Origin of the sequence: Streptomyces capoamus, from assembly GCF_014654935.1 — a bacterium.
GTDB classification, from domain to species: domain Bacteria; phylum Actinomycetota; class Actinomycetes; order Streptomycetales; family Streptomycetaceae; genus Streptomyces; species Streptomyces capoamus.
Window position 1 is genome coordinate 56,170 of sequence record NZ_BNBF01000006.1, and the last position, 1,154, is coordinate 57,323.

1 protein-coding gene is annotated in these 1,154 nt (G+C 70.5%); it reads left to right on the top strand.

Going from position 1 to position 1,154, the window contains the following annotated elements; translation table 11 throughout:
• The coding region (serA, locus tag IE312_RS11630; RefSeq protein WP_229899569.1) for a phosphoglycerate dehydrogenase at positions 1-1,154 on the top strand (1,154 nt) is incomplete at both ends.

Sequence of the window (1,154 nt, forward strand, 5' to 3'; positions counted from 1 at the left end):
TCGAAACCTGTCGTACTCATCGCTGAAGAGCTGTCGCCTGCCACCGTCGACGCACTCGGTCCGGACTTCGAGATCCGGCACTGCAACGGCGCGGACCGCGCCGAACTGCTGCCGGCCCTCGCCGACGTGGACGCGATCCTGATCCGCTCGGCCACCAAGGTCGACGCCGAGGCCATCGCCGCCGCGAGGAAGCTCAAGGTCGTCGCCCGGGCCGGCGTCGGCCTGGACAACGTCGACGTCTCCGCCGCCACCAAGGCCGGCGTGATGGTCGTCAACGCCCCCACCTCCAACATCGTGACCGCCGCCGAGCTGGCCTGCGGCCTGATCCTCGCCACCGCCCGCAACATCCCGCAGGCCAACGCCGCGCTGAAGAACGGCGAGTGGAAGCGCAGCAAGTACACCGGCGTGGAGCTGGCCGAGAAGACGCTGGGCGTGGTGGGCCTGGGCCGCATCGGCGCCCTCGTCGCGCAGCGCATGTCCGCCTTCGGCATGAAGGTCGTCGCCTACGACCCGTACGTGCAGCCCGCGCGGGCCGCGCAGATGGGCGTCAAGGTGCTGTCGCTGGACGAGCTGCTGGAGGTCTCCGACTTCATCACCGTCCACCTGCCCAAGACCCCCGAGACGCTCGGCCTCATCGGCGACGAGGCGCTGCGCAAGGTCAAGCCGACCGTGCGCGTCGTCAACGCCGCCCGCGGCGGCATCGTGGACGAGGCGGCGCTGTACGCGGCGCTGAAGGAGGGCCGGGTCGCCGGCGCCGGCCTCGACGTGTACGCCAAGGAGCCGTGCACCGACTCCCCGCTCTTCGAGCTGGACCAGGTCGTCTGCACCCCGCACCTGGGCGCGTCGACGGACGAGGCGCAGGAGAAGGCCGGTATCGCCGTAGCCAAGTCGGTCCGTCTCGCCCTCGCCGGCGAGCTGGTGCCGGACGCGGTGAACGTGCAGGGCGGTGTCATCGCCGAGGACGTCAAGCCGGGCCTGCCGCTCGCCGAGCGCCTCGGCCGCATCTTCACCGCACTGGCCGGTGAGGTCGCGGTCCGCCTCGACGTCGAGGTCTACGGCGAGATCACCCAGCACGACGTGAAGGTGCTGGAACTGTCCGCTCTCAAGGGTGTCTTCGAGGACGTCGTCGACGAGACGGTGTCGTACGTCAACGC